General features: G+C 69.6%; 17 protein-coding genes. 15 read left to right on the top strand and 2 right to left on the bottom strand.

The window, feature by feature from the left end; all coding sequences use genetic code 11:
• Window positions 1–191 precede the first annotated feature (191 nt).
• Complete coding sequence (locus SYV04_RS00765; RefSeq protein ID WP_321543611.1) at window positions 192–1,253, top strand: saccharopine dehydrogenase family protein; 1,062 nt, start codon at window positions 192–194, stop codon at window positions 1,251–1,253.
• Window positions 1,250–1,846, top strand: a complete 597-nt coding sequence (locus SYV04_RS00760) for a TetR/AcrR family transcriptional regulator (RefSeq protein ID WP_321543610.1) — start codon at window positions 1,250–1,252, stop codon at window positions 1,844–1,846. The genes SYV04_RS00765 and SYV04_RS00760 overlap by 4 nt, the downstream gene beginning before the upstream one ends.
• A 19-nt stretch (window positions 1,847–1,865) precedes the next feature.
• Here SYV04_RS00760 and SYV04_RS00755 read toward each other — a convergent pair whose 3' ends face one another.
• Together SYV04_RS00755 and SYV04_RS00750 are read right to left on the bottom strand one after the other, a co-directional pair.
• Complete coding sequence (locus tag SYV04_RS00755; protein WP_321543609.1) at window positions 1,866–3,242, bottom strand: cation:dicarboxylate symporter family transporter; 1,377 nt, start codon at window positions 3,240–3,242, stop codon at window positions 1,866–1,868.
• A 158-nt stretch (window positions 3,243–3,400) separates the two neighbouring features.
• The gene (locus SYV04_RS00750) at window positions 3,401–5,158 is read right to left on the bottom strand and encodes a M20/M25/M40 family metallo-hydrolase (protein WP_321543608.1); all 1,758 of its coding nucleotides are present in this window, start codon (window positions 5,156–5,158) and stop codon (window positions 3,401–3,403) included.
• Between the two features lie 495 nt (window positions 5,159–5,653).
• Between SYV04_RS00750 and SYV04_RS00745 the strand changes: the two genes are divergently transcribed.
• The 13 genes from SYV04_RS00745 to SYV04_RS00685 all read left to right on the top strand — a co-directional run bounded on the left by SYV04_RS00745 (window position 5,654) and on the right by SYV04_RS00685 (window position 24,769).
• Window positions 5,654–6,823: an Ig-like domain-containing protein gene (locus SYV04_RS00745; RefSeq protein WP_321543607.1), complete on the top strand. Its 1,170-nt coding sequence runs from the start codon at window positions 5,654–5,656 to the stop codon at window positions 6,821–6,823.
• Window positions 6,824–6,972: 149 nt separating this feature from the next.
• Window positions 6,973–7,620 (top strand): CDP-diacylglycerol--serine O-phosphatidyltransferase, encoded by a 648-nt coding sequence (gene pssA / locus SYV04_RS00740; protein ID WP_321543606.1) that lies wholly within the window; start codon window positions 6,973–6,975, stop codon window positions 7,618–7,620.
• A gap of 218 nt (window positions 7,621–7,838) precedes the next feature.
• Window positions 7,839–10,781 carry a choice-of-anchor D domain-containing protein gene (locus SYV04_RS00735; protein ID WP_321543605.1) on the top strand — a complete coding sequence of 981 codons (2,943 nt, stop codon included), beginning with the start codon at window positions 7,839–7,841 and terminating at the stop codon, window positions 10,779–10,781.
• Window positions 10,782–10,947: 166 nt separating this feature from the next.
• Window positions 10,948–11,307, top strand: coding sequence for a hypothetical protein (locus SYV04_RS00730; protein WP_321543604.1), 360 nt, complete (start codon window positions 10,948–10,950; stop codon window positions 11,305–11,307).
• 113 nt (window positions 11,308–11,420) lie between these two features.
• Window positions 11,421–13,649, top strand: a complete 2,229-nt coding sequence (locus tag SYV04_RS00725) for a protein kinase domain-containing protein (RefSeq protein WP_321543603.1) — start codon at window positions 11,421–11,423, stop codon at window positions 13,647–13,649.
• A 19-nt stretch (window positions 13,650–13,668) separates the two neighbouring features.
• The gene (locus SYV04_RS00720; RefSeq protein ID WP_321543602.1) at window positions 13,669–15,534 is read left to right on the top strand and encodes a serine/threonine protein kinase; all 1,866 of its coding nucleotides are present in this window, start codon (window positions 13,669–13,671) and stop codon (window positions 15,532–15,534) included.
• 180 nt (window positions 15,535–15,714) lie between these two features.
• Entirely contained in the window at window positions 15,715–16,239 is a 525-nt protein-coding gene (locus SYV04_RS00715; protein WP_321543601.1) for a MerR family transcriptional regulator, read from the top strand.
• Between the two features lie 50 nt (window positions 16,240–16,289).
• On the top strand, window positions 16,290–16,781 hold the full coding sequence (locus tag SYV04_RS00710; RefSeq protein ID WP_321543600.1) for a sigma factor-like helix-turn-helix DNA-binding protein: 492 nt from the start codon (window positions 16,290–16,292) through the stop codon (window positions 16,779–16,781).
• A 114-nt stretch (window positions 16,782–16,895) separates the two neighbouring features.
• A complete protein-coding gene (gene purH, locus SYV04_RS00705; RefSeq protein ID WP_321543599.1) occupies window positions 16,896–18,440 on the top strand; it encodes a bifunctional phosphoribosylaminoimidazolecarboxamide formyltransferase/IMP cyclohydrolase in 1,545 nt (514 codons plus the stop codon).
• 3 nt (window positions 18,441–18,443) lie between these two features.
• Complete coding sequence (locus SYV04_RS00700; protein WP_321543598.1) at window positions 18,444–21,272, top strand: tetratricopeptide repeat protein; 2,829 nt, start codon at window positions 18,444–18,446, stop codon at window positions 21,270–21,272.
• A 1-nt stretch (window position 21,273) separates the two neighbouring features.
• Window positions 21,274–22,533, top strand: a complete 1,260-nt coding sequence (gene purD, locus SYV04_RS00695) for a phosphoribosylamine--glycine ligase (RefSeq protein WP_321543597.1) — start codon at window positions 21,274–21,276, stop codon at window positions 22,531–22,533.
• Window positions 22,530–23,645 carry an LptF/LptG family permease gene (locus SYV04_RS00690; protein WP_321543596.1) on the top strand — a complete coding sequence of 372 codons (1,116 nt, stop codon included), beginning with the start codon at window positions 22,530–22,532 and terminating at the stop codon, window positions 23,643–23,645. Before purD ends, SYV04_RS00690 begins: the two co-directional genes overlap by 4 nt.
• Window positions 23,642–24,769: an LptF/LptG family permease gene (locus SYV04_RS00685; RefSeq protein WP_321543595.1), complete on the top strand. Its 1,128-nt coding sequence runs from the start codon at window positions 23,642–23,644 to the stop codon at window positions 24,767–24,769. The genes SYV04_RS00690 and SYV04_RS00685 overlap by 4 nt, the downstream gene beginning before the upstream one ends.
• Window positions 24,770–24,783 lie beyond the last annotated feature (14 nt).

The following is a 24,783-nucleotide window of genomic DNA, read 5'->3' as shown; positions in this document are numbered from 1 at the left end:
GTCTCCGCAGGCCTGTTGTGCGAGGAACCGCGACGCCTCGACTCGTCACTCCGGGGAGGGGGGAGGGAGGGCCTTCTTGCCCCTTCGGGTCTCGGGTCCTTGCGAAAATAGGTCAAATGACCTAAATGAGGCTCATGGATACTCGAGAAGCCGGCACATCGGATTCGCCGCGGTGGTCCCCAGAGGGACCCGTGGTGCTCGTCGGGGGATATGGCGTGGTGGGCAGCGAGGTGGCTCGGCTGCTTCGAGCCCGTCACTCCGCGCTATCACTGGCGCTCGCCGGAAGGACGCCCGGCCGGGGCGAGGCTCTGGCGCGGGAGGTGGAGGCGGAGCTTCTCACGGTGGATCTCTCCAGCTCGGCTCCTCTCGACTTCTCCGCGCGGGCAGTCGTCGCCCTGGTGAACGACCCAACGGACCGCCTGCTGCGCGCGTGCGTGCGCGCGGGCATTCCCTATGTGGACATCACCCGCTGGACGGCGCGCATGCAGCAGGCGCTCGCGCTGATGGCGGTGGAGCCTCCCCGGGCCCCTGTCGTCCTGGCCTCGGGATGGATGGGTGGAGTTGTTCCGTTGGTGGGCGCGGCGCTGGCCCGGGAACTCGGGGGCGCCACCTCGGTGGAGACCTCCATCCTGTATGATCTCGCGGACCGCGCGGGCGAGGACTCCATCGAGTTCATGGACCGCATGGGGCTCCCGTTCGAGATCGTGGAGGAAGGACGGCGCCGCCTTGTCGAGCCGCTGACCGGAGCGCGAAGGCCCGAGCTCGCGGGCCGCCCGCGCCGGGTGCTTCGGCTCGACACCCCCGAGCAGCTCACGTTGCCCTTGGTGCTCGGTGCCCGGACGGTCTCCACGCGCATCGGGTTGACGGATGAGTCGGCGACGATCGCCCTTCAGGTCCTTCAGGGGCTGGGTCTCTTCCATCTCTTCCGAGGCGAGCGCTTCCAGAACCTGCGCCGGGCCCTGCTCCGTGGCTCCGGCAAGGGGGGAAAGGCGGTGATCCGCGTCGAGGTCTCCCACGGTTCGGAGTCGCGCGATGCCACGCTCGTGGATGAACGAGGCCAGGCACACCTGACGGCCGTGGGAGCGACCCTGGCCCTGGAGCGGGCGCTCGGCCTGGATGGCGCCCCGCCCCCGGTGGGAGTCGCCTTCCCGGAGCAAGTGCCCGCTCCGGAGCGAGTGCTCGCGGCGCTGCGCTCTTGCGGCGTGGAGTTCGAGGTGCGTCCCGAGCAGAACGCCCTGGTGCAGGCGGCATGAGCACGCGCGGTGCGTCCCGCAAGGGCCAGGAGCGGAGCGAGGCGATCCTCGATGCCGCCGAGAAGCTGCTCGTGGAGGAGGGACACGCGGCCCTTACCCTGCGTGGGGTCGCCCAGCGGGCCGGCATCCGCCTGGGCAATCTGCAGTACTACTTCGCCACCCGCGAGGCGTTGGTGCGCGCCTTGCTCGCGCGGGTCCTGGAGCGGGCAACGGCCCGGGTCGAGGCGCGGGTCGGGGGAGCGACAGGCTCAGCTCGGACGCTCGAAGTGGCGCTGGAGCCCCTCCTGGAAGACCAGAAGGATCCGAACAGCTACCGGCTCTTCTACGACTTGTGGGCGATGGCGGCACGAGAGCCCGCTATCGCCGCGGAGCTGCGCGCCTTCTATGTGCGCTATGTCGACGCGGTGGCCCAGTGGCTGCGCGAGGCCTCGCCGGGACTGAGCCGTGCCGAGGCCCATGCACGCGCGGAGCTCCTGGTCGCCCTGCTCGAAGGGCTCTCGCTCTTTCGATCCGGGACAGTGGGGGAGCCGGACAAGAGGGTGGAGGCGACCCTACGCCGCGTGACGGCGTGGCTCCGTGAGTCCCCGCCATAGCCATCCCTCTATCCGGTGGCTAATGGCTCCCAACGGGAGCGTGCGCGTGGGCGTCGGTGGCATCGTGCTGGTGTTCATCGAACGGGAGCTGGCCCGTGAGCACCTGCTCTGCCCGGCCCTTGTCGAGCTCCCGGGTCCACGCTCCGATGAGCACGGTGGCGACCGCGTTGCCGGCGAAGTTCGTGAGCGCCCGGGCCTCCGACATGAAGCGGTCGATGCCGATAATGAACCCCACGCCATCCACGAGGTCCGGCCGGTGTGACTGCAGGCCGCCCGCCAGGGTGGCGATGCCGGCTCCCGTCACCCCCGCGGCTCCCTTCGACGCGATGATCATGAACACCAGCAGGGAGATCTGCTCGCCCAGCGCCAGGGGCTTGCCGAGCGCCTCGGCGATGAACAGCGAGGCCATCGTGAGATAGATGGCCGTGCCGTCGAGGTTGAACGAGTAGCCCGTCGGCACGACGACACCCACGACGGGGCGAGAGACGCCCAGGTGCTCCATCTTCGCGATGAGTCGAGGCAGCGCCGTCTCGGAGGACGACGTCGAGAGGATGAGCAGGAACTCGCGACCCAGGTAGCGCAGCAGCCGGAAGATCGACATGCCCGTAGCCACCCGCAGTACCACTCCCAGCACCACGAACACGAAGATGGCGCACGTCACATAGAAGCCCACCATGATGACCGCCAGGCTCTTGAGCGCGTCGATACCCGTCGCGCCGACGACGGCCGCCATGGCACCGAACGCCCCCAGGGGTGCCACCCACATGATCATCGCGAGCACCTTGAAGACCAGGCGTTGGAAGTAGCCGATCGTCCGAAGGATGGGAGTGCCGGACTCGCCCATTCCCTGGACCGCGAAGCCGACGAGCAGCGCCACGAGCAGCGCCTGGAGCACCTCCCCGGAGGCGAGCGGGGAGACGAGCGTCGTGGGGATGATGCCCAGGACGAAGTCGGCCGTCCCCTTGGCCTCGCCGCTGCTCGCCTTGGCGCCCGAGCCGCGCAGGGCCTCGGTGAACTGCAAGTCCGAGCCAGGGTGGAGCAGGTTGCCTACCACGAGCCCGATCGCGAGGGCGAACGTGGACATGGTCACGAAGTAACCCAGCGCGAGCCCGCCGACGTGCCCGACCTTCGCCGCCTGCCGCACCGAGCCGACGCCCAGCACGATGGTGCAGAAGATGATCGGGCTGATCATCATCTTCACGAGGCCAACGAAACCGCTGCCCAGCGGCTTGAGCGACTTGGCGAACTCAGGCGCCGCGAGGCCGACGATGACGCCCGCGATGGCCGCCACGATGACGGCCATGTACAGGTGGTGGGACTTGAGCCAACGCTTCCCTTGGGGCCCTGGCCCAGGCGCCCCCGGAGCCTCGTGCCCGCTGCGGATCTCGGTCCCCATCGCGTCCTTTCAAGGTGGTGCGGTCGCCACGATATACACAGTTGCGCACTCGCTCGAGAACCCCGGGCCACGGCATCCTCCGCCGTGGCTCCGGGGCGGGACTTCACCCGGGGTGACGTGTCACCTCCACCCCGGTCCTCTCCCGAAGGGGAGGGGGCTTACTGCACCGCGAAGATCAGGTCGTCGTGGTCGTCATACGCGCCCGTGCTGCAGGAGGACGCGCTGCCCTGGTAGCGGAAGTTGGCGCGGATGGCCTGCAGGCTCCCGGTGGGCAGGGTGTACGTGGCGCTGATCGTCCGCGCCCCGGTGCCGCTCGGGCTGAAGGTGCCGATGAGCGTCCACACCGGGCTGTTGGCGTTGGCCGCGTAGTAAAGGTCCAGCTTGTCCGAGGTGGTGGAGTAGGCCCACACCGTGGCCTCGACCGTCACCTGCTGGCCGGCGGCCAGGTTCCCTCCGCTCGTCGTGCTCACCTTCAGGCGGTCATTCGACTCGTCCGAGTGGTAGGTGCCCGAGGTGCCGTCCGCGCAGGTGGCGCCGATGGTGTTGGGCTTGTTCACCTCGGGGCCCAGGGCCGCGCGGCCCGTGAGCAGCGTGCCCGAGTCACAGCCCGCGCTCACCGTGGCGCATTTGGGCGCCTTCAGCGTCGTGTCGAAGGTGGCGGTGTTGATGGGACCTCCTCCCGTCGGCGGAGGCGTGTTGCCGGTGGTCGCGCCCTTGGCAACTTCGCCCAGGAAGGCCACGCCGAGCTTGGCGAACTTCACCGAGTTGTTCGCGTTGCCAGACGTCACCGACAGGGTGTCGTTCGCGGTGTGGATGTTCGGGTTGTCCGTGCTCATCGTCGCCTCGAAGGGCATCGTGGCCGGGAAGCCCGCGCTGTTCCACGAGGCGTGGTCCGAGCAGCCGTAGCCGCAGGTGATGTTGGTGTAGGTCGTCCCCGGCAGATACCTGGCCATGAGGCTGGTGGTGAAGCTGTTCAGCGTGGCGTTGGTGTTGTCCGTCACCATGCCGAAGTCGTAGGTGGAGCCCTTGTAGTTGGTCATGTCCAGTTGCAGCACGCCCACCACGTTCACCGCGTTGGTCTTGTGCCAGTTCGCGATGGCCTGCGAGCCATACAGGCCCGCCTCCTCGGCCGCATAACCGATGAACTTCACCGTGCGCGCCGGCTTGTAGCCATTGGCCATGGCCACTCGGAAGACCTCGGTGATGGAGGCGATGCCCGAGGCGTCGTCATCCGCGCCTGGCGCGGCGGCGGTGGAGCTACTCCCGTTGATGGAGTCCAGGTGCCCGCCGAGCACCACGACCTCGTTGGGCAGCGTGGTTCCCTGGATGGTGGCAATGACGGACGGCTGCAGCCAGGTATGGGTGAAGAACGCGACGGATACGTCGGTGCGTCCGTTGGCCAGGATCGTCCACTGGTCCTTCAACCACGTGGCCGCATCCTTGCCGGACTGCACGTTGTAGCGGCGCGTCGTCCAGTTGGTCGACAGCGAATTGATGGTGTTGCGGATGTTGAGTTCCTGCACTCCGCTCAGCATCGCGTTGACCGACGGGCCATTGTTGATGGTGTAGGTGGCCAGCGTCCCGAGGGACTGCTGCGGCGCGCTGGCGCGCTCCACCTCGGCCAGGGCCTTGGTTTGAGAGTCATGAGCGATGAAGCCGGCGCACCGGTTGAGCTTGTCGTGCATCACGCCCGCGAGCTTGTCGATCTGCGACTCGCTGAGGCGCAGCGCCGCCACGCCTCCCTTCTCACGCGCCGGGGCCAGCAGCTCCAGCCCCTGTGCCCGGAACGACTCGCGCACCATCGGCAGTGCATCCGTGCCGATGGTGATCCACACGTCCTTCTCCTGCTGGGGGGCCTGCGCGAATGCGGGCGTGGCACACGCGAGCCACGCAGCGAGCGCTCCAAACTGATTCATCCTCATGGGCTTCTCCGCGGCGCAGGTGCTTCTTCGTGGGGGATTCCTCGAATCCGACTTCTCAGCTTTTCTGAAAAGTCAGAACCTCGCGCCAACCCGCGAAACTATTGGAAGCCCGGTGCAGAGAATAGGCGGATACGTGGAATAAAACGTTTCGTGTTCAAACTTGTCAGGAGCACCTGATCGGACTCCGCCGCTGATACTCCTCGGGCTGGATGTTCACGTATGGCATTGGCTCCTTCCTGGCGCGATGTATGGGAAAAGGCCCAAGCCGCGAAGAGGCTCGCCGACGGTGACCTCGTGCGATAGTCGCGGGCTCCAGGCGCCAGAGGAGGCCTGAGAGCAAGGACGAACATGCACGCGGCTCATTCCACCCGGTGGCTCCCGAGAACCTCTCTTCATGCGGTACTGCTCCTGAGCCTGGGTTGGATCGCGTGTCAGTCGGGAGGGGATGAGGACGCCGAGGTCCCGACGAATGTCCGGGTGACGGGTGGCGTGGCAGCGGGGGAGAGCGTTACCGGCGCTCGGACGCTCCAGGCGACCGCCGAGGATGACTCCGGGACGGTGGCCAAGGTGGAGTTCTCCGTCTCCGGCAAGCCCGCCTGCGCGGATGAGGTCGCCAAGGACTCCGGAGCGACCTTCTCATGCACCTGGGATTCCTCCACCACCCTGGCGGGAAGCCACCAGCTCACCGCCAGGGCCTACGACGCCGCTGGCAACGCCACCCGCTCCGAGCCACTCTCCTTCACCGTCCCCGCCAATTCCGTCCCCACCGTCAGTGGGGTGACTGCCACGCGCTCGGCCCTCGACGAGGGCTCGAGCACCACCCTCTCAGTGGTTGCCAGTGACCCCGATGGGGATTCCCTGACCTATACCTGGACGCAGTCTCCCCTCATCCCCTCGGGGACCTTCGAAGGCGAAGCCGGCGCAACTCGCACGTGGAAGGCGCCCATCCTCTCTCGCAACACACGCTTCATCTTGAAGGTGACGGTCTCGGACCGACGCGGGGGCACGGCCGAGGCAACGACGGCCGTCGACGTGGCGAACGTCGCCGCCCTCAATCGTGCTCCCATCCTGGATGAGAACGTCACCGCTCCCACCACGCGGCTGATCGCGGGTGACGCCGTCACGCTCTTCATCGGCGCCACCGACCTGGATGGAGACCCGCTCTCCTATTCCTGGACGACGATCCCCGCGGGCAGGGGAAGCTTCACGAGCACCGAGGCGTCCGTCGTGCAGTGGCGCTCCCCCGATCTCCGCGAGGACACGACCTACTCCTTCCAGGTCACGGTGTCCGATGGCACTGCGTCCGAGACACGGTCGGTGCAGGTGCCGGTACACCTTCCCACGTACTCCGCGGACATCCAGCCCATCTGGAGCCCGACGTGTACGACGTGCCACACCGGCGCCGGGCCTTCCGGAAGTCTGAATCTGCAAGAGGCCAACTCCTACGCCTCCCTCGTCAACAGGAATGGCAGCGCGGCGTGTGGCACCTTCGCGCGGGTGCTGCCCGGGGAGCCCGACGAGTCCCTTCTGGTACTCAAGATCAGCGGTGACGGTTGTGGCGGCAGGATGCCGCAGCTCGACACCAGCTACTTCGATACCAACCCCGGCGAGCTCATCCGAATCCGCTCCTGGATCCTCGCCGGAGCCCCCAACAACTGACGTCCGTGGGCGGGCCGAAGCGGCGGTCTTGGTGAAATCTGGACAGCCGCGCTCGCTGAGCGTGCCAGAAAAGCGTGGTGCCGCCGCGCGATCCCGGGGATGGTTTGCCCTCAAGGGAGACCGTCCTCGGAGACGGGAGGAGAGTCCGAATGACGACTGAGTCCCACGAGAAACCACCCCGCCGCCACTTCTCGATGATCCGCACCTTCGTGCTCGCGGACTTCGTCACGCTGGGCAACGGCTTCTCGGGCTCGGGGGCAATCCTGTCGGCGATGCAATACCTGGCCTCGGGCGAGCTGCACTGGCTGTGGATCGCCTTCGCGCTGATGCCGCTGGCGCTGGTGCTGGACTTCGCCGATGGCCGCATCGCCCGCTGGCGCTTCAAGTCCTCGCCGCTGGGCGCGGACCTGGACTCGCTGGCCGACGTCATCTCCTTTGGAATGGCCCCGGCGGCGCTCGCCTTCGCGGTGGGGATGCGGGGGGCGCTGGACGTGATGGTGCTCCTCTATTTCGTGGCCTGCGGCATCAGCCGGCTGGCGCGCTTCAACGTGACGGCGGCGGAGCTGAGCGACGGCACCGGCAAGGTGAAGTACTTCGAGGGCACGCCCATTCCCACCAGCCTCGGCCTGGTGGCGGTGCTGGCAGTGGCCACCTGGATGGGCCGCATCGGCCCGGGTCAGGAGATGCTGGGCGGGCAATGGAACCTGGGGCCGTTGACGCTGCACCCCTTGGTGCTGCTGTATGCCCTGAGCGGCAGCGCGATGATCAGTAAGACACTGCGCATTCCGAAGTTCTGATCGGCCCGCGAGGCGTTCGCTGGCGGACACCTGCCCCAGGGCAACTGCCGCGCCTTCGACTTCCCGGCAACTCCACCCCCGTACCCATGGGTGTGTGCTTGCTCGGCTCTGGGTAGGTGCCTAGCTTCGCCACCTGATCCTCTGGGATTCCCATGGTGGGTTCTGGGAACGCCTGGTTGGCCGGATGGGGTGATGGTGTGGGGGTGGGGATGGGTGCCATGAGTGGGCGCTGGGGCCTGTGGGCCCTCGTGGTGGGGTTGTTGGCCGGGTGTGCGGATCGGGAGCGTGCTTCCACGGCGGACGGGCGGTTGACGGCGACGCCGGCGGGGATCGACTTCCAGCGCGTGGCAGTGTTCGACGGGCGCGAGGCGCAGGTGACGCTGCGCAACGTGGGCCGCGCGCGAATCACGGTGGATGAGGTCTGGGTCGAGGGGCCGGACGGCACCTACCTGGCGTCCTTCACCCATGAAGGGCCGCACAGCCTGCTGCCCGGGAGCGAGTGCGGGCTGAAGGTGCGCTTCGCTCCGCTGGAGCCTGGGGCGCTGCCGGCCACGCTCGTCATCCACTCGGACGCGAAGTTGGAGCCCATCCTGCGCATTCCGCTGCAGGGCGCGGGCGTGGACGCCTGGGCACGCGTGTCGCCGCACAAGCTGGACTTCGGCCGCATCGAGGCGGACTCCTCCAAGACGCTGGGCGTCCGGGTGGAGAACCCCACGGACATGCCGGTGGAGGTGTCCACGCGGCTGCTGGGCGCGGACCAGGGCGAGTTCGCCATCGAGCCGGTGACACTCGGGCCGGGGGAGACGCGGGAGCTGCCGCTGACGTTCAACCCGGTGAAGGTGGGCCGCAAGAGCGTGGCGCTGGCGGTGACGCCGTGCCGGGGCTGCGCGGACGTGCCGGTACACGTGGCCGCCGAGGCGCTGGACCGGGCGGTGGTGGCCGAGCCGACGGAGCTGGACTACGGCGGGGTGCCCATCGACAAGGACAAGAAGCTGGTGTCGCGCATCCGCAACATCAGCACCGAGCCGATGCAGGTGACGCGCTTGGAGCTGGAGGGGCGCGATGTCTCGTTCAGCCACGCCATCAACGACTTTCCGCTGGTGCTCCAGCCGGGAGAGGCGCGCGAGTGGGAGCTGCGCTACAGCCCTGGCCACATGGGCCCCGCGGAGGACGTCGCGCACTACCACGTGGTGAGCCGGCGCAACCCCACCACCTCGGTGCCGCTCAAGGGCCACGGCGGCGCGGCGGAGCTGTGCATCTCTCCGGTGGAGCATGACTTCGGCGCTCGGCCGCTGGGCTCCAAGACGTCGATCGTCGTCAACGTGAAGAACTGCGGCTCGGCGAACGGCGGGCCGCTGAAGATCTCCAGCATGGACTTCCAGCCGGATCCTGCCGGCCCGTCGCAGTTCAACCACTCGCCGCTGCCGGTGCCGCACACGCTGGGCCCCGGTGAGGAGGTCAACTTCAAGGTCTTCTTCGAGCCCACGCGCGAGGGCGCCGCCACTGGGGCGTTGATGCTGGCGACCAACGCGTTCAACGCGGGCGTGGTGCGGCTCGACTTCAAGGGTCTCTCCGAGCGTCACGCGCCGTGCCAGCTGGCCGTTACTCCGGCCGCGCTGAACTTCGGCACGGTGCCTCCCCGCCGGGGGGCGATCCTCGCCTTGAAGCTGCAGAACGTCGGCACGGATCTGTGCCCGGTGAAGAACATCCGGCTGAGGGATGACGGGGGCGGGGTGTTCCGCATGCCCGGTGGCGAGCTGGACGGCGTCGTCATGTACCCGAACGACTGGTTCGCCTTCCAGGTGGCCTTCAACGCGCCGGCCACGGGCGGCTCGTTCCTGGGCACGGTGCAGGTCGAGCAGGGCGACCCGGCCAACCCGCTGGTCCTGGTGCCGCTCCAGGCTCACTCGCAGGAGGCATGCCTGGTGCCCACGCCGCGCTTCGTGGACTTCGGCGTCGCCCGCAAGGACTGCCCGCCGGCGCCGCGCCAGGTGAACTATCTCAACGCGTGCTCCGCGCCGATCACCGTGTCGGACGTGCGCCTGGGGCCGGGCACCACGGACGTGGAGTTCTCCCTGCGCTCGGCGCCCACGCCCCGGCCCTTCACGCTGCAGCCGGGCGAGGCCTTCTCGGCCGAGGTGGAGTACTTCGCCCAGGTCAGCGGCATGAACGTGTCGCCGCTCTTCGTGGACGTGGGCGATCTGCCCCAGCCGCTGCTCGTGCCGCTGCTGGGTGAGTCCTCCAAGCGCGTGGAGAAGACGGACACCTTCGTGCAGCAGGACGGCTCCAAGGTCGACGTGCTCTTCGTGGTGGACAACACCGCCTCCATGGTCGAGGAGCAGCCGCGCTTCGTGAACGCGCTGCCGGACTTCGTGAACACGGCGCTGACCAAGAACGTGGATCTGCGCGTGGCGGTGACGACCACGGGCATCGCCCCGGAGTCCAACATGTGCCCAGGTGGCGCGGATGGTGGCGAGGCCGGCCGCTTCTTCCCGGTGGATGGCAGCCGCACGCGCATCCTCAACCACCGGATGCCCGACCTGGCCACGCGCCTGCAGGGCAACTCCCAGGTGGGCCAGTGCGCCTCGGTGGAGCAGGGCTTCGAGGCCGTGCGCCGGGCGCTGTCCGAGCCGCTCGTGAGCAGCGCGGATGATCCGCGCACCCCGATGCCCAATGACGGCAACGCGGGCTTCCTGCGGGACGAGGCGGCGCTGGTGGTGGTCTTCGTGGGCGATGAGGACGACCACTCGCCCGACAGCGTGGACACCTACGTGCGCTTCTTCCAGGCGAAGAAGGGCGAGTTCCAGCCGCAGCGCATGACGATCTACGCCATCGCCCCCACGGGCGTGGCCTGCTCCACGGCGGGCGGCGAGGGCACGCGCTACGCCGAGGCCGCGACGCGCACGGGCGGCGAGGTGCTCTCCGTGTGCGCTCCGGACTACGCGCCGCTGCTGCGCAATGTGGCCAACAAGGCCTTCTCCCCGCAGGACCGCTTCCCGCTGAGCGAGCTGCCGGATCCGGGCTCGGTGTCGGTGCGCGTCAACGGCACGCCCGCCACCAGCGGCTGGAGCTACGAGGCCGCCACCAACACGGTCGTCTTCTCTCCGAGCCCCTCGCCGGGCGCTCGAGTGCAGATCTCCTACCGTCGCGCCTGCCAGTAGGCGCGGCGGGGCAGGGCAGGGCGGGGCCGATTTTCCGGCTCCGCACAGGGATGTCGGCCCCAGGTGCTACAGGGCTGCATCTACCTGTGCGGATGACCAGAAAGTTGGAGGACCCCACGTGCTGAGTACCCTGAGCCCGTCCCCGTCGCAGCCGAGGAGGCGTCCGGTGAGTACCCGTCAGCCCAAGCAAGCGGTGCCTTCCACGCCCGCCCCCTCATCGTCGCGCGGCGCCGCGCCCGGCCTGCGCGTCATTCGTGGAGAGGGCCAGCGCCGCCCGGATGAGCCGCTCACCTCGCGTGATGCCGTGGCCCGCGTGCTGATGGAGGCCGGCGCCGATCTGCTGCTGCGGCGCATCTCTCCCACCCGGGCCGAGGAGATCGAGCGCCGGGTGGACCGCGTCCTGGAGCTCTTCGACCGGGTGGACGACACCCCGCTGCTGATGCCGGTGCTGCGCCGCCACGTGGAAGAGCTGGAAGCGCTCATGCGTGAGACGCGGGAGCAGCGCCCGGTGCGTCGGGGCGGGTAGGGGCCCGTTCGCTCGGTTGCTCCCTGTCCTGTCTCGATTTCTTGAAAGCGAATCAGGGGTTTGACCCCCCTGGCGGTGGGGCTTACGCTCGGGATCTTTGTAAGCCGCGCACTGTGTCGCTCGAAAACTACGGCAACTACCAGCTAGTGAAGAAGCTCGCCATGGGCGGGATGGCGCAGATCTACCTTGCGCGCCGCAAGGTGGCCGAGCCCTCCGACGAGCTGGTGGTGGTCAAGCGCATCCTTCCGCATCTGGCGGAGAACGTGGACTTCATCCGGATGTTCCTGGACGAGGCCCGTATCGCCGCGCGGCTGGCCCACCCCAACATCGTGCAGATCCACGACCTGGGGGCGCAGGACGACAGCTTCTTCCTGGCCATGGAGTACATCCACGGCGAGGACGTGCGGCGCATGTGCAAGCGGGCCGATTCGCAGGGGCGACCGCTGCCCGTGTCCCTGGCCTGTCGCATCATCATCGATGCGTGCGCCGGCCTGGACTACGCGCACAAGAAGACGGACCCCTCGGGCAAGCCGCTGAACATCGTCCACCGGGACGTGTCGCCGCAGAACATCCTGGTGTCCTTCGCTGGCGCGGTGAAGGTGGTGGACTTCGGCATCGCCAAGGCGGCTGACCAGGCCACCGTCACGCGCTCGGGGGTGCTCAAGGGCAAGTACTCGTACATGTCCCCGGAGCAGGCCGCCGGTCAGCGTGTGGACTGCCGCAGCGACGTGTTCGCGCTGGGGGTGGTGCTCTACGAGCTGGTCACCGGCATGCGCCTCTTCAAGCGCTCCAGCGACATGCAGACGCTGTCGGCGGTGTCGGAGTGCCAGGTGACGCCGCCCTCCCAGGTCAGCCCACGCGTGCCGCCGGAGCTGAGCGCCATCGTCATGAAGGCGCTCGCCAAGGAGCCGGAGGCCCGCTACGCCGAGGCGCTCCAGCTGCAGGTGGCGCTCGAGGGGTGGCTGGGCGCCCAGAAGCACCCGGCGACCTCGACAGAGCTCTCGGCCTTCATGCGTGAGCTGTACGCGGAGCGGCTCGCGCGGGAGGCACGTGCTGGCACGGTGGTGGTGGACGAGGATCCTCCCGCCACGGGCCAGCGGGCCGCTGTCGAGGGGCAGCGCCGCTCCGGCATCATGCCGGGTCCCTCCACCAAGGAGGTGACCCGGGCCGAGCGCGGGGAGCTGGTGCCCGCCGCTTCCTTCACCGCGCCCGCGACCGGGCCGGTTCCCCTCGATCCGGCCGAGGTGACCGATCGCACCGTTCAGCGTCCCTCGCGGGCCATGAAGAGCGTCGAGGCGCGGCGCGATTCCGACGCGGAGCGGCCCCGCGCGGAGCGGCGCCCCACGCCCCGGCAGACGGCGGACGTTCGCCGCCAGGAGCCGGAGCCCCGCCTGGCGACGCGCCCCGAGCTGGAGGCCCCGTCTCGCACGGACATGACGGCGCCGACGAGCGTGAGCACGCGGCGCTGGATCGCCGCCATCGCCGCGACCGTGTCGGCCGTGGCGGTGGCGCTCCTCCTCTGGGTCTACCTGCGGCCCGCGGCGCTGCCTCAGGCCACGGTGCGGCTGGAGACGGTGCCTCCGGGCGCCAAGGTGGTGTTCGACGGCAGGCTGCTGCCCGGCGCGACGCCGCTGGTGTTGCCCGGCATGGCCCAGGGCAACTACCCCGTGACGCTCTCCCGGGAGGGTTATCAGGAGCTGCGTGCCACGGTGGAGATCCCCGCCACCGGTACGGTGACGGCTCCGGTGCTGAAGCTCTCGCCCGTTCCGCCGCCGGTGAAGGCGCCGCCGCCCGTGGTGGAGAAGCCGCCGCCGCCCATGGTGGAGAAGCCGCCGCCGGCTCCCGTGCAGGTACAGCTCACCCTGGAGACCGAGCCCGCTCAGGCGACGATCTTCGTGGATGGGGTGGAGCGCGGCGCGGGCCCTCTGGTGGTGCAGGCCAAGGCCGAGCAGGAGCTGGAGGTGCGGGTGAACGCCGCGCAGTACCGCCCGCTCTCGCGCAAGGTGAAGGTAGGCGCGGGCCCCGCGCAGCGGGAGCGCTTCGAGCTCGAGCCGCTGCCCAAGCCGGCTCCTCCTGTCGCCGCGGGGACGATCAAGCAGACGCGCGGAGAGCCGCCCAAGCCTCCTCCGGATGCGCCCCGGGCGATGGTGCGCTTCGCGGTGACGCCGTGGGCGGAGGTCTCCTGCGGCGGTCGCAACCTCGGCACTACGCCCTTCGAGGCGGTGTCGCTGCCCGTGGGCGTGTACCAGTGCAAGTTCCACAACCCCGACCTGGGCCGGACGCTCACCCAGCGGGTGGAAGTGAAGGCCACCGGCTTGAACAAAGTCGTGGTGAAGTTCTAGCCATGCTTCGGACTCTCCCTTGACGCTCGCCGCCGGTACCCAGATTGGCAAGTACATCGTTCGCAGCAAGCTCGCCGAGGGCGGGATGGCGGAGATCTACCTGGCCAACTCCCATGGCGCCGAGGGCTTCGAGAAGGAAGTCGTCATCAAGCGGATCCGCTCGTTCCTGGCGACCGATCCCGGCTTCGTGGACATGTTCATCGCCGAGGCGCGGGTGGCCTCGCGGCTCAACCACGCCAACGTGGTGCAGATCTTCGACTTCGAGAAGCACGAGGACACGTACTACCTGGCCATGGAGTACGTGCGCGGCTGCTCGCTCGCGGACCTGCGCAAGAAGTGCAAGGAGACCCTGGAGTCGATGCCGCCGGTGCTGGTGGCGCACATCGGCGCGGAGGTGGCGCGCGGGCTGCACTACGCCCACCGGCTCAAGGTCAACGGCGAGCCGCTGTTCCTCGTCCACCGCGACGTCACCCCGCACAACGTGCTCATCTCCTTCGATGGGGCGGTGAAGCTCACCGACTTCGGCATCGCCAAGGCGGGCAACAAGCTCACCTCGCCGGGCATGCTCAAGGGCAAGTTCGCGTACATGTCCCCCGAGCAGTCCCGCGGCGAGGCCGTGGACGCGCGCACGGACGTGTTCGCCCTGGGCATCGTCCTCTGGGAGATGCTCACCGGAGGCCGGCTGTTCGACGGGGACTCGGAGTTGGCAGTGCTGCGCGCGGTGCAGCAGAGCGTCATCCCCAACCCGGCTCGCCTCAACCCGGACGTCCCCGAGGACCTGGACGCTGTGGTGATGAAGGCGCTGGAGCGGGACCTCGACGGGCGGTACCAGACGGCCGGCGAGCTCGAGCGGGCGCTCATCCAGTGCGTGTTCAACCACGCCCAGACCGCGGATGACACGGACGTGTCCTCCTTCGTGCGCCGCGTCTATATCGGAGGTGTGCCCTCCGCGGTGGCGCTGACGGCGCTGCCGGATCGCACGCAGAAGACAGGCGGCGCCAAGCCCTCCGAGTCGGAGGCGGAGCCTTCGCGCCGTGAGCCCACCGCCGTGATGCCCGGGGCCAAGGGCCGCAAGGGCTCGACGTCTCCGGGAGTGGAGGGGGGCCGCTCTGGCCTCTCGCCGGACGAGGACGCCCACGCCTCCACCCACTTGCTGGGGCGCCAGGCGGAGGGCTCGGCCTCCAAGAAGTCGTCGCTTCCCCCTCGGGTGAACACTCCCGGCAAGCCCCTGCCAGCCGTGCAGCCCGCCGAGGTGGAGCCCGAGGCTCCTCGGTATGAGCCGACCGTGTCGCTACCGACGCCCGCTCCCTCGCCCATGCCCACGGAGGCCGCGCCCCGGCGCGTCGGGCTGTGGGTGGGGCTGGGCGTGCTGGTGCTCGTGGCCATGGTGGGCGTCGCGGCCCTGGTCCGAGCGCGGACGCAGGGGCCGCAGCCTGTTCCGGGCGCCACCTCGGGTCCTGAGCCGGTGGCCGAGGCGAAGCTGAACCCGCCGCCTGCGGCTCCCCCGAAGAGCGAGCCGGTGGCCGAGGTGGCTCCTCCCGCTCCCGCGCCGGCTACGGAGGCCCCTCCCGTGGCTGAGGCTTCCCCGGACGCGGGCACCGCGGATGCCGGAGCGCTCGCTGTCACGCCCACCCCTGTGCCCGCCCCGGCGGACACCCGCCCCGCCGCGCCTGCTTCCGCAAAGGGCACGCTCGTGGTCAAGGCCATGCCCTACGCCACCGTCCTGGTGAACGGAAAGCAGCTCGGCGATGTCTCGGGCCAGGGCTCCTTCAAGCTGACTCCGGGCAAGCACCAGCTCACCGTTCGGCACCCGAAGGGCGAGAAGGTGGAGACCATCACCATCGAGCCCAACGGCAGGCTGGTCCGCGAGTTCCGCTTTTTCTGAGCGCCTACCGCCTTTGATTCCCCACCGCTGAGCGCACGTCCCGCCAGGCCCCAGGCCTGCTCGGGCACCCGCGTTCCGGGTTCCGTTCACTTTTGAACAACCCACCTCCGGGCCTTTCCGGCTTGACAGTCCACGCTCGATTCTGGCATTCAATGGAATCTCTTCAGTACCTTCTACTGAATGGAAGACATGGAATTGCTGGGGCCCGAGGAGATTGACCGGATCGAGCGCGACTTCGCCGGAGGCCTTCCGGCGAGCGCGATCCTGGAGATCTTCCGCCCTCGCGGCGTGCAGCTCTCGGAGGCCACCTTCCGCAAGTACGTGCAGGCGGGCCTGCTGCCGCGCAGCCGACGGGTCGGCCGCAAGGGCAAGCACCAGGGCAGCCTGGGCCTCTACCCGGTGGAGGCCGTACGGCGTATCAACGCCATCAAGAAGATGATGGCCGAGGGACACACGCTCGAGGACATCAAGCGCTCGTTCCTCTTCCATCGAAACCACATCGACCAGCTCGAGCGAGACCTGGCCGAGGTGCTCAACGGGTTTCAGTCAGAGCTGGGAGGGCGTCCATTCGGTGGAGAGCACCGCCAGGCGCTCGAGGAGCAGTTGGCAACCCTGCGGCGTCGCGCGCAGGATCTGGTTCGGGACGTGGCACGTCTGGGCAGCGCCGTCACGGCACGCGGAGACGAAACGCCCGGTTCGCAATAGGATGCAACCGGCCAGGACAACCGGATAGATTGGAAACATCTGGAGGGGACATGTCGGAAGTGAAGCAACTTCAGGGCGAGGAGGGGGGCGCGGAGGAGGAGAAGCCGGCGGAGCGCCGCCGCTCCAAGACCATGTCGCGCAAGGAGATGGCCAGGGATCTGCGCCGTCGGCGGCTGGCCGGGCAGGTGGATCCCGAGGAGGGCGATCTCCTCAACCTCATCGAGGACCAGCGGCCTCGCACCCGGGCCGACTGCATCAACGGGCCTCGGCCGTGCTTGTTCGTCTCCTGCAAGCACAACCTGTATCTGGATGTGAACCCGGAGACGGGCTCCATCAAGCTCAACTTCCCGGACAAGGAGATCTGGGAGCTGGAGCACACCTGCGCCCTGGACGTGGCGGAGAAGGGCGGCATCACGCTCGAGGAGGTGGGGGAGATCATGAACCTCACCCGCGAGCGCATCCGCCAGGTGGAGACGCGCGGGCTGATGAAGCTGCGCGAGGCCACCGAGGCCGAGCCTCCGGTTTCGGCCCGCAAGCCCTGAGTCGCGGGGGCCTGTGACGGGAAGGACACGGCCCACGCGGCGCGTTGACACCCTGGGGGGCGGTTGCTAACACCGCCGCCTTCCTCCCCTCTCACCGCGAGGCGCGCAACCCCAGTGCTGGCTCTCCTCAGCGTTTCCGACAAGCGCGGCCTGGTCCCCTTCGCGCAGGGCTTGGTCCAGCGTGGCTTCCGGTTGTTGTCCACCGGTGGCACCCTCGCGGCGCTCCAGGCCGCGGGCGTGCCCGCCACCAAGGTCTCCGAGCACACGCAGAGCCCGGAGATCCTCGGCGGTCGGGTGAAGACGCTCCACCCCCGCATCCACGGCGGCCTGCTCGGGCGGCTGGATGTGGAGAGCGACCGGTTGGAGATGTCCCAGCACGGGATTACGCCCATCTCCCTCGTCGCGGTGAACCTCTATCCCTTCCGGCAGACGGTGGCCTCGGGCGCCGGTGAGGCCGACGTCATCGAGCAGATCGACATTGGCGGTCCGGCCATGGTCCGCGCGGCGGCGAAGAACTACCGCCATGTGAGCGTGGTGGTGGACCCGGACGACTACGGGGCGGTGCTGGAGGAGTTGGAGAAGTCGGGCGGGGTGGGGGAGGAGACGCGGCGCCGGCTGATGCGCAAGGCGTTCTCGCATACGGCGGCCTATGACGCGGCCATCGCCGGGTGGCTCTCCGGGCAGGCCCAGGAGCCCTTCCCCGCGGAACTGTCGCTGCCCTTCCAGAAGGTGCAGGGCCTTCGCTACGGCGAGAACCCCCACCAGCGCGGCGCCTTCTATCGCGAGTACACCACGCCCTCCGAGCCCACGGTGGCCTTCTCCAAGGTCCTCCAGGGCAAGGAGCTGTCCTACAACAACCTGCTGGACCTGGATGCGGCGCTCGGGCTCGTCCTGGAGTTCCCCGAGCAGCCCTGCGCCGTCATCATCAAGCACAACACCCCTTGCGGCGTGGCGTTGGATGAGGCGCTGGTGCGCGCCTACCGCACGGCGCGCGCGGCGGATGAGGTGTCCGCCTTTGGCGGCATCGTCGCGCTCAACCGCGAGGTGGATGAGGCGTGCGCCCAGGCGCTGGCGGAGACGTTCCTGGAGGCGGTCATCGCTCCCTCCTACTCGGCCGCCGCGCTTCAGGTGCTGGCCGCGAAGAAGAACCTGCGGCTGCTGGAGGCAGGCCCCGCGCTCGCCTCCGCCGAGGCTCGGCCCCGCGTCCAGCTGGAGGCCCGGAGCGTGTCCGGTGGCCTGCTCCTCCAGGACAAGGATGCGGCCGAGCCCCCGCTCGAGTGGAAGGTCGTTACCCAGCGGAAGCCCACCGCCGAGGAGGAGCGGGCTCTTCGCTTCGCCTGGAGGGTGTGCAAGCATGTGAAGAGCAACGCGATCGTCTTCTCCTCCGCGGACCGGCTGTTGGCGGCCGGAGGGGGGCAGACCAGTCGCGTGGATTCAGTGAAGATTGCCGCAGCGCGTGGTGGGGAGGCCCTCAAGGGCAGCGCCGTGGCCTCGGATGCCTTCTTCCCCTTCCGGGATGGGTTGGACGAGGTGGCCCGGGCGGGCGCTACCTGCGTCATCCAGCCTGGTGGCTCGGTTCGCGACGCGGAGCTCATCGCCGCCGCCGATGAACATGGTGTGGCGATGGTCCTTACAGGAGTGCGACACTTTCGCCACTGAACCATGCGGATCGTCTGCCAGAAATGTGCGGCTGCCTACGCGATCGATGACCGGCTGATCTCGCCGAAGGGCGTTCGTGCGCAATGCCCCCGGTGTCGGCATCTCCAGCTCGTCAAGCGAGACGCGGCGGCCCCCGCCGAAGCCTCTTCTCCCGCGCCCCAGAGCGCACCGCCCGGGGCCGCGCCTCGCCCCATGCCCACGCCCTCTTCCAGCTCGGTGTCGGCGGCGGATCTCTTCAACGATCTCGACGCGGTGCCGGGCGACGCGTCGGCGCAGCCGGATCCGCTGTTCGACGGGATCGACGTGGCCGCGCCGTCCGCGCCCCGGGCCGCTCCGGCGGCGGCGGCTCGGCCGGGGCCGCCCGTGCCCAGCCAGGCGGCTGACCCGCTGCTCGACTTTCTCGGGCCTCCGCCCGAGGCGCCGCCTCCCCCGGTGGCGCCAGCTCCGCGTCGTCCCGCTGGGGCTGCCGCCGCGCCCGGGGCTCCAGCCACCGCCGCGCCGGGGGCGCGACCGCAGTCCACGCCCGCCGCTACGGTGGGTTGCCGCGAGTGCAACAAGCCGCTCACCGATCCCTTCGATCAGGCGATCGGCACGTGCGAGGACTGTCGCCAGAAGGTGGAGCGCGCCTCTCAGGCCGCCACCGCCGTCACCGGCGTCACCGGGAGCAAGCCGGCCGGCACGGTGGATTTCGACCTGCCTCCACTCGAGTCCATCGACATGTCGGGGGTGTCCAGCGCGCCCGGACTGACGCCCGAGCCTCGCAGTGGGGCGCGCGCGGCCGTGGGCGCTCCGGCCTTGTCGGCCGAGCCTCGCAGCGGGGTGCGCTCCTCGCCTCCCCGGCCCTATGTGCCGCAGCAGATGGCGCCGATGAACGCGGCCCGCAGTGGCGGCGGTCGGGGCGCTCTCGTGGGCGTCTTCCTGGCGCTGCTGCTGCTCGGCGGCGGTGGCGCCGCGTACTACTACTTCGTGGTCCTCAAGCCCCAGCGGCCGGATCCCGCCCTCGCCGCACAGCCGCCCCCGCAGCCTCCCATTCCCGCGGCGATCCAGGCCGTGCTGCCGCGCTGGGAGTTGCAGTACGTGGACCTGAGCGGCAGCAGCATGGCTCGGCTCGAAGAGGGCGCCCTGCACCTGTCGCGGGATCAGCGCTCCGCCTATTCGGAGGCGGAGGAGGCCTTCCAGCAGGCGTTGCTGCTCGATCCTCGCAGCGACGCGGCCATCGCCGGCTATGTCCAGGCGCTGGCGCTCGGGCGGGGCACCTCCATCGACAAGGGCACCTTCGACGAGGCGCGCTCGCTCATCGAGGCCTCCGAGGAGCGCGCGGGCCGCACGCCGCTGCTGCTGCTGGCGCACGCCAACCTCCTGCTGTGCCGGCCCAACCAGCCCGAGGCGGTCGAGCAGGCGCGTCAGCTCGCCGAGGAGGCCCTGAAGAGCGGCACGGATATGGAGAAGGCCGAGGCGCACCTGGTGCTGGGCCGGGCTTTCCTCCAGACGTCCATGGGGCTGGCCAACCAGCACTTCGATTCGGCGCAGGCGCTGGCTCCCAACCTCCAGCGCGTCCACTACCACCGGGCGCTGGCCCACGAGGCGGCGGGCTCCTACTCGCTGGCGATCGAGGCGCTCAAGGGACGGCTCGAGAAGGATCCGGAGCACTGGGACAGCCTGGCGACCATGGCCCGCATCTACCTGGAGGTCGGCGAGGTGGAGCAGGCACGCAAGCTCTATGAGTCGCGCGCCAAGGGCCAATCGGGTGATGTTCGCGCGCTCGTGCCGCTGGCGGTGCTGCGCTACCAGGTGGACGGCAACGCGGGAGCGGCCATCCGCGAGCTGCGCGCGCTGCTCAAGAATCGCTCCCGGTACATGGATCGGGATGTCGCCGAGATGCTGGTACACCTCGCGACCGCCGAGCGCATGGCGGGCAGCGTGGATGCCGGGGTGAAGGCGGCCGAGGAGGCCCTGGGCGTCGTCAAGGACCTGCCGGCGGCTCACCTGCAGTTGTTCCTGGCGGCGATCGGGCGAGGGGATGTGGCGAAGGCGGCCAAGCACCTGACCGGGTTCCAGGGCAAGCTCGAGGACCCCGCGCTGGACAAGCTGCTCGCGGGCCGGCTGCGGCTGGCCGAGAAGAAGCCCGCCGAGGCGCTAGAGTTCTTCCAGGAGGCGGTGCGGCTCGACTCCCGGCGCGAGGATGCGCTGCTGCTGGCGGGCATCGCCGCCGCGGGCGCGGGCCGCAGGGATGATGCCTTCCGCCTCTTCTTCCAGGCGCTGCAGTCGGATCCCATGCGGCTCACGCCGCGGCCGGTGATGACCCTGGAGTTCCTGCGCCCCGGCGAGACGCTGGCGGGGATGGAGGGCTCCATCCTGGCGCTGGCCAGCGGGAGCGTGGAGGTGGCGGCCCCGCTGTATGAGGGCGTGCTGCTCTACCACATGGGGGATCGCTCGGGCGCCGAGCGGCTGTTCCAGCAGGCGCTGGACCTGGATCCGAACAACTCGGGCGCGGCGGCTTATCTGTCGCTGTTGGCGCTCCAGCGGGGCGATGGGGCCAAGGCGCGCAGCCTGGGCGCGAGGGCTGTGGCGGCGGGACGGCAGCAGCCCATCGCGCACCTGGCCAACGGGCTGGCGCTGGCGGAGGGCAAGCAGTTGGAGCCCGCCAAGCGCTCCCTGCGTGACGCGCTGGCGCTGGCGCCTTCGCTGCTGTCGGCGGAGGTGAAGCTGGCGGAGCTGGAGATGTCCACCAACCGCGACTCCGCGCGGGATCGGCTGGTGAAGGTGGCGGGGCTGGATGGCTCGTACCTCGCCGCCAAGCGCCTGCTGTTCACGACGGATAAGCGGGGGTGATGTGAGGGTCCTTCTCCTGGGCTCCGGGGGGCGCGAGCACGCGCTCGCATGGAAGCTGGCGCGTAGCCCGAAGCTCTCGGCCCTGCTGTGTGGCCCGGGCAACCCGGGCACGGCTCGGCTGGGGACCAACGTCCCGGTGAAGGCGGACGACCCCCGCGCCGTGGCCGAGCTGGCGCGCCGGGAGAAGGTGGACCTGGTGGTGGTCGGGCCCGAGGCGCCGCTGGTGGCGGGCGTGGTGGACGCGCTGGAGGCCGAGGGCATCGCCTGCTTCGGTCCGGTGGCGGCGGCCGCGAAGCTGGAGGGCTCCAAGGCCTTCGCCAAGGAGGTGATGGCGGAGGCCGGTGTGCCCACCGCGGACTTCCAGGTCTTCACCGACGTGGCGGCGGCCGAGGCCTATGCCGTGGCGCAGGGGAAGATCGTCGTCAAGGCGGATGGGCTGGCGGCGGGCAAGGGTGTCATCGTCGCGCCGGATGCGGAGTCGGCCCGGCAGGCGGTGCGCACGGTGGGGGCGATGGGCGAGGCGGGCCAGCGCATGGTTCTGGAGGAGTTGCTGGAGGGCGAGGAGGTCTCCGTCATCGCCCTGTGTGACGGCGAGCGGTACGTGCTGCTGCCCCCGGCACAGGACCACAAGCGGGTGGGGGAGGGCGACACCGGCCCCAACACGGGCGGCATGGGCGCGTACTGTCCGGCGCCGTTCCTCACACCCGAGGCGCTGGCCCACGTGGGTGAGAGCGTCATCGCTCCGATGTTGAAGGTGATGCGTCGACGGGGCGCACCGTTCAAGGGCGCGCTCTACGCGGGGCTGATGCTGACCCGGAGCGGGCCCAAGGTGCTCGAGTTCAACGCGCGCTTCGGGGATCCGGAGACGCAGGTGCTGATGCTCCAGCTCGGCGAGGATCTGCTGCCGCTGCTGGATGCCTGCGCTCGGGGTCGGCTGGAGTCTCGGCCGCTGGTGCTGGAGCCGGGCGCTTCGGTCGGCGTGGTGCTGGCGGCGGAGAACTATCCGGACACGCCTCGGCGCGGCCAGCGCATCGAAGGGCTGGAGGCTGCTTCCGCCGACGCTCCGGTCTTCCTGGCCGGCGTGGAGGCGAAGGACGGGGCGCTGGTGACGGCGGGCGGTCGCGTGTTGACGGTGTGCGCGCGCGGTCAGGACTTGTCGGAGGCACGGACCCGCGCTTACGCCACGGTGGCGGGGATTCGCTTCGAGGGCATGCACTTCCGGCGTGACATCGGCGCCCGAGGGCTGCGCGCGACGTCGTGAAGCTGCTCGCGCGTTACCTGCTGAAGGAGCTGCTCGTCCCCCTGGTGGTGTGGGTGGCGTTCCTGTTCCTGCTGCTGTTCGTCATGCAGTTCCTGCGGGGCACGGACGTACTGCTGGGCTCGGCGGTGACGCTGGTGGACGTCGGCCGGCTCATCCTCTACCTGGCGCCCCACTTCCTGGTGATGGCGCTGCCCATCGCGTTCCTGCTGGCCATCCTGCTGGGGCTGGGACGGCTGAGCGAGGACCGGGAGCTGACGGCGCTCCAGGCGCTGGGGATCAGCCCGACGCAGTTGCTGGCGGGGCCGGCGGTCATTGGCGTGCTGCTGGGTGGGTTGATGCTGCTCCTGTCCTTCACGGGTGAGCCGTGGGGGCTCACGGGAGTGAAGGAGCTGGTCAGCGAGGTCATCAAGAAGAACGTGGCGGGCGACGTGAAGTCCGGCGTCTTCTACGAGGACCTGAGTGACTTGACGCTTTACGCCGAGCGCGTCTCCCGGGAGGGCGGTCAGTGGACGCATGTGCTCCTGCACGATGACCGGGAGCCCTCCTCGCCGCTGCTGGTGCTGGCGCAGACGGGCCGGGTGAACACGAGCGTGGGGGATGAGGCGGCGCTGCGGCTGGTGCTGGACGTGGGCGAGGTGCATCGCGCCAACCGCTCCACGACGGACTACAGCCTGCTGCGCTTCGAGCAGGGGGAGATCTCGGTGGGGTTGGGCACCTCGCTCACCCGCAAGAACCGGTTCCGCTCCCCGAAGGAGGAGATGACTCCGGGCGAGCTGCTCATGGCGGCGGAAGAGGCGGAGAAGAGCGGCGGAGACTCTCGGCCGTTCCTCATGGCGCTGCACAGCCGGCTGGGCAACGCGGTGGCGCCCCTGTCCTTCGCGCTGCTGGGCACGCCGCTGGCCATCGGGCGGCGGCAGTCGGGCAGGGCGTGGGGCTACTTGCTGACCTTGAGCGGCTACGTGCTGTTCTACCTGCTGAGCCGGGCCTTCGAGCACATGGGCAACCAGGGCAAGCTGCCGGTGGTGCTGGCGGGACAGCTGACCAACCTCATCTTCATCGCCCTGGGCATCTTCGCCATGTGGCGGGTGAGCCGCTCGGGGACGGTGCGGTGAGGGCGACGCTCTTCTTCTATGTGATGCGCACCTATGTGCGCTTCGCGGTGGGCATCTTCGCCGCCGTGCTGACCGTGTTCCTCGTGGTGGACTTCGTGGACCGGGCGCGGATGTACACGGGCGAGGGGTGGGTGTGGGACGTGATGCGGCTGTACGCGAACAAGGCGCTGGTGGCCAGCCAGCAGCTCGGCCCGGCGGCGCTGCTGCTCGCGGCCGGGGCGACGGTGTCCACGCTGCGCAAGCGCGGTGAGGTGACCGCGCTGCGGGCGCTTACCTTCGGCCCCGCGTCGCTCTACCTGCCCATCGGGTTGTGCGCGCTGCTGGCGTGCGCGGGGCTCATCGCCTTCGATGAGACGGTGGTGGTGAAGGCGAGCCGGCGCGTGGATGAGATCAGCACCCAGCGCTTCAACCGGTGGGGAGACTGGCGGCTCTATTACACGCCGAAGCAGTGGTTCCGGCGCGGCGAGCACGTCTTCTTCCTGCGTGCGGGCAGCGCGGAGCAGGGCTTCCAGGACGTGGCGATCCTCACGCTGACGCCCGACTTCAAGCTCTCGCGCCGGTTGGACGCGGAGGCCATGTACCCGCTGGACGGGACACGCTGGCGGCTGACGGGCGTGGTGGAGCGCTCGTTCTCGCCGGAGGGCCGCACCTCGGTGAAGACGCTGGAGGAGGGGGAGTACGACCTGGGCGTGCCCTCCCGCTCGTTCCGCATCCGCCCCGGGCGCCCCGAGCAGCTGCAGGTGGCGGAGCTGCGGGAGCAGGTCGCCGCGCGCACCGAGGTGGGGCTGGCCTCTCGGCAATACGAGCTGGCGCTGCAGAACCGGTTCGCCTACCCGATGGCGGGATTTCCGGCGGCCCTGCTGGCGATCGGCCTGGCGCTGCGGCAGAACCGGCGAGGCCACCTCACGGCGGCCATCGTCGAGGGGCTGCTCATCGCGGTGGCGATGTGGGGCTTGATGGTGGTGAGCCGGACGCTGGTGATGACGGAGCGGATGGCTCCCGCGCTGGCGGCCTGGCTGCCCTCGGTCGTTCTGATCGTAGCGGCGCTGGCGCTCTGGCTGCGGCGCGAGGGCTTTCTGCACCTGCCCCAGCGCCGGGCGCCGCCGAGCGGACGAAGTCGGTAAGCCGGAAGTCATTC

Origin of the sequence: Hyalangium ruber (genome assembly GCF_034259325.1) — a bacterium.
Taxonomy (GTDB): domain Bacteria; phylum Myxococcota; class Myxococcia; order Myxococcales; family Myxococcaceae; genus Hyalangium_A; species Hyalangium_A rubrum.
This window is presented reverse-complemented; position numbering and strand designations above follow the sequence as displayed.